Genomic DNA, 6,434 nt, shown 5'->3' with positions numbered 1-6,434 from the left:
CCATCACCACGCCCACGTCCTGGACGACCCGCTGAAAAAGATCAACAGGCCGTCAAAAGCCCTTGATCAACAGCTAACGAAAGACCGAGGCTAACGTCTTCCGGGGGACGACGCGGCCTCATAGACCGTCTCTAGGCCACGCTGCACCTGGACCAGCGAGGCCAGCCATCCGCGCGTCTCCGGATCGGTCGAGTAGAGCATCGTGCCGCGCATGCCCCGGGTCATCAACACCTTGTACGTGTTGCGGATCAGGCGGTCTGCCTCGTAGTCGCTGAGCGCCTTCCGGCTGCGGAAGGCGGGGTCCTTCGACTCGGACCGCCGGGTGACCAGCCGGCCGTCGCGGGCGACCAGATCCGGTCCGATGATGACACCTGACCACTCGTACTCGAAGCCTTGCGCTGTGTAGACGCAGCCCACCTGGTCGAATCCGTTGGCGTCAGTGGCCCAGTATGCGCTGCCGGGCGCGTCGCCGACGCTGCGGTCGCTCTTGACATTCCAGGGCCGGGTCCAGCCGGCGATCTGCACATCCGGCACCAGCGAGCCGTCCGGTCGCGGGTCGCTCCACGGCCAGCAGTAGCCCGCCGACATGCGAGCCGTTTCCCCGGCGGACTGCTTCGTGGCCAGAGACGTTTCCATCTCCTCGGGCGACCCCGTCAGCCGCAGGTCGAACCGCCCGTCGCCGACCCAGACCGAGGGCTTACCGCCGTCGAGGCCGAGCAAGTCGAGGACCCATTGCTCGTACGCCTCGCTGCCGCCGCACCGGAACTGGTCGTGTAGAGAGACGACCTCCACATCCAGCTGCAGCTGCTTGGCGTGCGCCGAGATGACATCGACGCTGCCAAGCTCGCCCGGCTTGACGACCTGGTGCTCGTCAAGCAGGAACACGGGTACCCGCGCGGCGGCGATCAGCTCGTCGATTTGCGGGCGTGACTTGTCCCGCTTGGCCTTCGGGGTGAAACGGTTGACCGAGGTTTCCCGGATTCGGTGTGCCTCGTCGCAGATAAGCACGTCGAAGCCGTTGCGCTCGGCGGACATGAAGCTGTTGAAGTACCCGAAGAGATTCTTCAGCCGGGTGGACCCCTTTCCGGCGTATCGGCGGAGGGTCTGGGTGAACGATCGGGACCCGGTGGCGTGCATGACGGTTCGATTTTGCCGGGCAAGTTCGCCGAGTACCGACAACGCGATGACGCTCTTGCCGCTGCCCGGACCGCCGGACACGACAACCACCGACTTGCGGTCTGCGGCCCGGGCACGCTCCACCGCATGCAACACCAGCTCGTACGCCAGGCGCTGTTCGTCGAGCAGTGTGAAGTGCGACCGTTCCTTCAGCTCCTTGGCTGCGTACGTGAGGAGATGCTTGCTGGGCCGGACGGAACTGGTGAGGAAGCGGTCGGCGGCGGCAGCACCGGGGGTGGGTGCCAGGTGGGCGCGGAGGTAGTCGAGAAACTGGCCCCGTCGCTGTTTGGTGAAGATTCGGCTCTGCTCGCTCGGCCGGCGAGCGAAGAGGTCGTTGACCTCACGGTCAACGGCATTGTGCAGGTACGCGGCACCGACGATCGGGTTACGCCGGTGGGTGAGGACGCCTAGGAAGTCGGTCAGGTATTCGCAGTAGTCCCCGACTTGCACACCGGGGTGCAGCCGCGGACCGCGGGCGTGTTCTACCAGGACGAGCCGGTCAGAGCCCTCGTAGGACTCCGCCCGCGACCACTGCTTCAGCTCAACCACTACGTACGAGTCGTCAGCCGTTCTCGGATCGACGCCGGCGAGCACCACGTCGACGCGCTTACTGGTCAACGGGAGCTGGTATTCGACCAGCACCTCAACTTGGCCCAGACCGGCGTCAGCGAGATCCTGACCAAGGATCGCAAGGCTGCGCGACCACGAGCGGCGTTCCGAGCCACTCACGTTGTGGCCGATGCTTTCAGCGATCCGGTCGGCCAGCATGCCGCTCGTCGCCATACTTAAGAGTCCATCGGCAGAGGTGCGGAACGCTGACAACAGTTGCCCCCGGGCAGCACGAAGTGATCGTGCGCATGGGAGGCGTGTCCGGCGGCGGCCGGAAGCCCGTCGTTACGCGCAGGTATGGCAGAACTGTAGCGAAGAGATCATTTGCATGCACGTCCCGCTACCGCTTGATGGCGGAGCCCTTGACGTGTTCGACGGGATAGCGGATCGCGGCCTCCTCCAGTTTGGTGAGGGCAACCTCCGTTAGGTCTATACCGAGGACGTCCGCCAGCCGGGTCAGGTAGATCATCACATCGCCGATCTCCGCTCGCACGCGAGCACCCGCCACGGCATCGTCCATGACCGCACCCGCCTGCTCGGGGGTGAGCCACTGAAACTCGGCGAGCAGCTCACCGACCTCCCCAGCGAGGGCCATGGCGAGGTTCTTCGGCGTGTGGAACTGTTGCCAATCGCGTTCCTCGGCGAAAGCACGCACGCGAACCGTCAGGTCGTCCACCAAGTGAGTCTTTCACGGCCGCCGCTTTGAGCCGCCGGGGCCACCAGTGTCGTTTCATGAACGCCTAGGGTCGGGCGAGGTGGCGGTCGTGAAGGCGGACGGCGACGAGGCCGAGAGTCTGGTCGCCATCGAGCTGACTGAGTGGCACCGAGCTGGACCTGCGACACGAGCACCTCGACCGGCTCACCGCAGTCAACTACCGCGTCGGGCTGGGAGTCCTGCCTGGACCGCCTGGCGGCGTCCTGTCGCACGCGGTGACGTGCTGGGTCCCGGGCCGCACGGTCAGAGGTCCGTAGCCGTGCCTTGACGCCCTTCATCGACAACGGCGCCCGAACCGCGCCTATGCCGGTGCCCTGGCTGCTGCCGCGGCAACCCGGACCGTGCCCGTCAGAGGTCCATGCAGAAACTGAGTGAGATGCGGGCGCAGGCGGGCAAGTTCCACTCCGTGACCAACAGGTGGTGTCCAGTTCGGACGGTAACGCCTCGGTATTTACGGGGGCGAGTATTCAGTGCATTAACTGCTGTTCTGTGGCCGGTTGTTGGGCAAGAGGAAGTGTGTCCTTGACGGACTGAGAAGAGACGTGTGCGGGAGGTATCGATCACGGTGGCATTCGCGTACGCTGATCGAACGTCACGGGGTCACGAATGTGAGGAGGTGATCACTGTGAATGGTGTTTTGCGTGGTGAGGTTCGCGGAGTTGCCGACTCGCTCTGACGCTGAGTGGGCTAGTGTCAGCGACTAGCTTACCCTTGTCGCTGGCTCAGCGAGCGCGCCTAGCCGGCGGCCTGCAGGCATCCTTGAGCTGCTAACACTCAATGCCGGCTAGGCGCCCCGCTATGTTCGGGCAGCGTTGACGATTTCATCTGTCGCCGCATCGCGCCCGGCAAGCGGATCCTTCGAGGTCGACCCGATCCGGGGCCACGGGAATCGCGCGAGTGAAATCGTCCGGTGGTTACGGCGTTCGCGCCGGTGCGATACCGCAACGCGCTGATTCCGCTTCTCGCTGGACGCCGCCTGGATAAATTCGGCCACCGCTGGTCTGCCCAAACAGCCTTATCCGAACAGCATTGGATCAGGTGGAGGGCCTGGCACTGCGACGAATGGCAGGCCCACCGCTGCCCTGGGCACCGTCGATCGGAGGATCAGCGAAGCCGGTTGCGGTTGATCGCGGTGACGAAACCGGTCCAATCCGACGAGGTGAAGGTGAGTACCGGTCCCGTCGCGTCCTTGGAGTCGCGGACGGCGACGAGGCCGGGGAGGTTGTCGGCGACCTCGACGCAGTCGCCGCCGTTGTCGCCGCTGCGGGTGCTCTTGCGCCAGATCGCGCCGGTCAGGTCAGTCATGCCGCATCTCCCCGATGAGCCTCTTGATCATGTCCTTCGATTCTGCCTCGCCGAGGGCGAGTGCATCCAGTCCCCTCCAGGCACGTTCGTAGGCGGCCAGCTCATCGGGCTTGTCTAGGTACAGCGCCCCGGTCAATGACTCGCTGTAGACGACCGACGGCTCCGGCGCGGCCCGGCCGCCCGTGGTCGGCGGGAAGTCGAGGATGACGAAGGATCCGGCGACAGCGCCCGGTTGTGGCCCGGCTGCCAACGGCAGTACCCGGACCGACACGTTCGAAAGATCGGACAGCTTGATGAGATGGTCAAGCTGAGCGCCCATGACGACCGAGCCACCGAGGCCGCGTCGAAGCACCGCCTCCGAGAGCACAGCATCAAGCCGGGGAGCCGCCGGCAGCCGTCGAACGAGTAGTGCCTGCCGTTGAAGTCGAACTTGGACCGCCCGCTCGCGCTCCTCCTCGCTCAGCCGCCCACCGAGGCGGTAGAGGGCGTGGGCATACTCCTTCGTCTGAAGGATCCCGGGGATCAGCGACTCGTCGTAGCGGCGCAGGTTGGCGGCGGCGGATTCCAGGCCGACGTAGAGTTCGAACCAGCTCGGCACCGCGTCGCCGTACGCGTGCCACCAGCCCTTGGACTTCGTCTCGGTGGCCAGCCCGCGCATCGCCTCGGTCATCTCCGGCGACACCCCGTACAGCTCGCACATGGCCTTGACGTCGAGCACCCGGACCGCGCCCATTCCGCACTCGAGGCGCCAGATCTTCTGCCGGCTGTATTCCAGCGCTTCGGCGGCGGCGTCCAGCGTCACCCCCGCCTCGTTGCGGAACTGGCGTAGCAGCCGGCCGAGTTGGCGGCGCGGCACGGTCGATCCGATGTCCTCGGGCATTCGCACACTCCCTGATTCCGGTACGCAACACTGCGTCACCCGTCTCTGTAACACCTAAACCGCCCAGCAAAGAAAGTCAATGCATACGCGGGAAATTTCTGCTCGGAACGTTGCAACTCCACTCCGGACTGTCGCAGGATGACCACAGCGCGGCGGCCGGACGATCCCCCCGGACGGCCGCCGCGCTTCCCGATCGCACCCCTGTTGAGCAGCCCTGTTGCCGTACCGCTGAGTGGAGCTGCGGTGGCAGGGCGGGGTGGGTCCGCCGGCCGGGAGAGGGCGGGCGGACCCACTCCATCCAGGACGTGGAAAGGCAGGCGACATGCCGAACCAGCGACCAGTCCCGGTCCGCGGGGCGACCTACCGCTCCGCCGCGTACGCCGGTCTGCTGCCCTGGCAGGTGCGCGGGCGCCGGTTCCGCCGCGCCCGGCTCGGGCGTCGCGGCCTGGCCCCGGACGAGGTGTACGCGTTCCTCGACCGGGTCGCCGGGGACCTGGCCGCCGTCCAGCACGCGCTCGCCGAGAGCCGCCGGGAGACGGCCCGGGTCAAGGGTGCGCTGCGCGACTGGCAGTCCGCGCAGGCGCGGGCCCGGGGCTACCACCGGTGACCCGGCGGTACGTCATCCACCTGCCTGTCGTCGCCGTCGACCTGCCCACCGCGCAGCGCCTGGCCCGGGTCATCGGCCGCTGGACGCTGATCATGCCCTGGCCCGACCCCGGCGAGACCACCGTCTCGGCCGAGGACGCCCAGGGCGTACGCCATCGGGTCTTCTGCGACCTGCGGATGCCCGGCGGCCGGCGCTGCCTGCTCCACGCCGACCACGACGGCGAATGCTCCCGCCGACTCAACCGCTGACCGCCCCCGGGCGAGTAGAGGTGTTCAGCGCAGCCGGGTGATGGTCACCTCGACGGACTGGCCGGTGTTGGCCGGGCCGGAGTAGACGCCCTTGAGCGGGGGTACGTCGCCGTACTCCCGGCCGCGCCCCACCACGACGTGCCGTGCTCCGACCTGGACCCCGTTGGTGGGGTCGTACGCCGTCCACCGGCCGACCCACCACTCCACCCAGGCGTGGCTCTGCCCGACGACGTCGTCTCCGATCTCGGCCGACGGTGACGGGTGCAGGTAGCCGGAGACGTAGCGGGCGGGGATGCCCATGCTGCGCAGCAGGCCGACGACGAGGTGGCTGATGTCCTGGCAGACGCCCTGGCGCTGGCGCCATGCCTGCACCGCATCGGTCTGCACCCCGGTGGCGCCGGCCGTGTACGCGACCTCCGCGCGGATCTGCTCGCAGAGCGCCATGGCGGCGGCGTGTGGGGTGGTATGGACGCCGCGGACCGACTCGGCGAGCGCGGTGAGGTCCTCGTCCAGCGCGGTACGCGGGGTCGGCAGCAGCAGCTCGTACCAGCGGTCCACGTTGTCCGGTACGGCCAGCTCGGCCCAGTCGGCCCCGCCGCCGGGCTCGATCAGGTCGCCGGGCGGGAGCGTCTCGACCGTCGAGGTGGCGGTGACCGTCAGATGATCGTGCGGGCTGTGTACGCCCAGGGCGGTCACCTGGGTGCCCCAGTAGTCCTCGTAACGGTGGGTGCGGGCCGGCGGCCACACCTCCACCCGGGTTTCGAGCACCGCCTGCCGGGGCTCGTTACGCGGCGACATGCGTGCCTCGTTGTACGAGGAACCGACCTTCCCCGCGTACCCGAAGCCGGTCGCGAGCTGCTACGGGTCGATTTCCCGGACGACTCGCTGGCTTCC

At 67.4% G+C, this 6,434-nt stretch carries 7 protein-coding genes and 1 pseudogene; 2 read left to right on the top strand and 6 right to left on the bottom strand.

The window, feature by feature from the left end:
- Window positions 1-90 precede the first annotated feature (90 nt).
- From AB0M52_RS28555 to AB0M52_RS28540, 4 genes are all read right to left on the bottom strand, one after another.
- Complete coding sequence (locus tag AB0M52_RS28555; RefSeq protein WP_363960034.1) at window positions 91-1,944, bottom strand: DUF2075 domain-containing protein; 1,854 nt, start codon at window positions 1,942-1,944, stop codon at window positions 91-93.
- A gap of 181 nt (window positions 1,945-2,125) precedes the next feature.
- Window positions 2,126-2,461 (bottom strand): nucleotide pyrophosphohydrolase, encoded by a 336-nt coding sequence (locus AB0M52_RS28550; protein ID WP_363960031.1) that lies wholly within the window; start codon window positions 2,459-2,461, stop codon window positions 2,126-2,128.
- A 1,143-nt stretch (window positions 2,462-3,604) separates the two neighbouring features.
- Window positions 3,605-3,805, bottom strand: coding sequence for a DUF397 domain-containing protein (locus AB0M52_RS28545; RefSeq protein WP_363960028.1), 201 nt, complete (start codon window positions 3,803-3,805; stop codon window positions 3,605-3,607).
- Window positions 3,798-4,685 carry a helix-turn-helix transcriptional regulator gene (locus tag AB0M52_RS28540; protein ID WP_363960025.1) on the bottom strand — a complete coding sequence of 296 codons (888 nt, stop codon included), beginning with the start codon at window positions 4,683-4,685 and terminating at the stop codon, window positions 3,798-3,800. Before AB0M52_RS28540 ends, AB0M52_RS28545 begins: the two co-directional genes overlap by 8 nt.
- Before the next feature lie 322 nt (window positions 4,686-5,007).
- On the opposite strand from AB0M52_RS28540, the gene AB0M52_RS28535 reads away from it, so the two are divergent.
- Both AB0M52_RS28535 and AB0M52_RS28530 read left to right on the top strand, forming a co-directional pair.
- Window positions 5,008-5,292, top strand: coding sequence for a DivIVA domain-containing protein (locus AB0M52_RS28535; RefSeq protein WP_363960022.1), 285 nt, complete (start codon window positions 5,008-5,010; stop codon window positions 5,290-5,292).
- Window positions 5,289-5,540, top strand: coding sequence for a hypothetical protein (locus AB0M52_RS28530; RefSeq protein ID WP_363960019.1), 252 nt, complete (start codon window positions 5,289-5,291; stop codon window positions 5,538-5,540). Before AB0M52_RS28535 ends, AB0M52_RS28530 begins: the two co-directional genes overlap by 4 nt.
- A 24-nt stretch (window positions 5,541-5,564) precedes the next feature.
- On the opposite strand, the gene AB0M52_RS28525 is transcribed toward AB0M52_RS28530, so the two are convergent.
- Window positions 5,565-6,200 (bottom strand): transglutaminase family protein, encoded by a 636-nt coding sequence (locus AB0M52_RS28525; protein ID WP_363960037.1) that lies wholly within the window; start codon window positions 6,198-6,200, stop codon window positions 5,565-5,567.
- Window positions 6,183-6,377 (bottom strand): annotated as a pseudogene (locus AB0M52_RS28520) (transglutaminase N-terminal domain-containing protein); the annotation flags it as partial. The gene AB0M52_RS28525 and the pseudogene AB0M52_RS28520, both read right to left, overlap by 18 nt.
- Window positions 6,378-6,434 lie beyond the last annotated feature (57 nt).

Source organism: Micromonospora sp. NPDC051296 (assembly GCF_040682255.1).
In the GTDB taxonomy this organism is placed as follows: domain Bacteria; phylum Actinomycetota; class Actinomycetes; order Mycobacteriales; family Micromonosporaceae; genus Micromonospora; species Micromonospora craterilacus.
Note: the sequence above shows the minus strand (reverse complement) of the source record. Positions and strands in the feature narration are given on the sequence as shown.

Excerpts from the sequence above, each read along its gene's own strand:
- AB0M52_RS28545 (WP_363960028.1), bottom strand. The coding sequence starts at position 3,805 with ATGACTGACCTGACCGGCGCGATCTGGCGCAAGAGCACCCGCAGCGGC.
- AB0M52_RS28540 (WP_363960025.1), bottom strand. The coding sequence starts at position 4,685 with ATGCCCGAGGACATCGGATCGACCGTGCCGCGCCGCCAACTCGGCCGG.
- AB0M52_RS28555 (WP_363960034.1), bottom strand. The coding sequence starts at position 1,944 with ATGCTGGCCGACCGGATCGCTGAAAGCATCGGCCACAACGTGAGTGGC.
- AB0M52_RS28535 (WP_363960022.1), top strand. The coding sequence starts at position 5,008 with ATGCCGAACCAGCGACCAGTCCCGGTCCGCGGGGCGACCTACCGCTCC.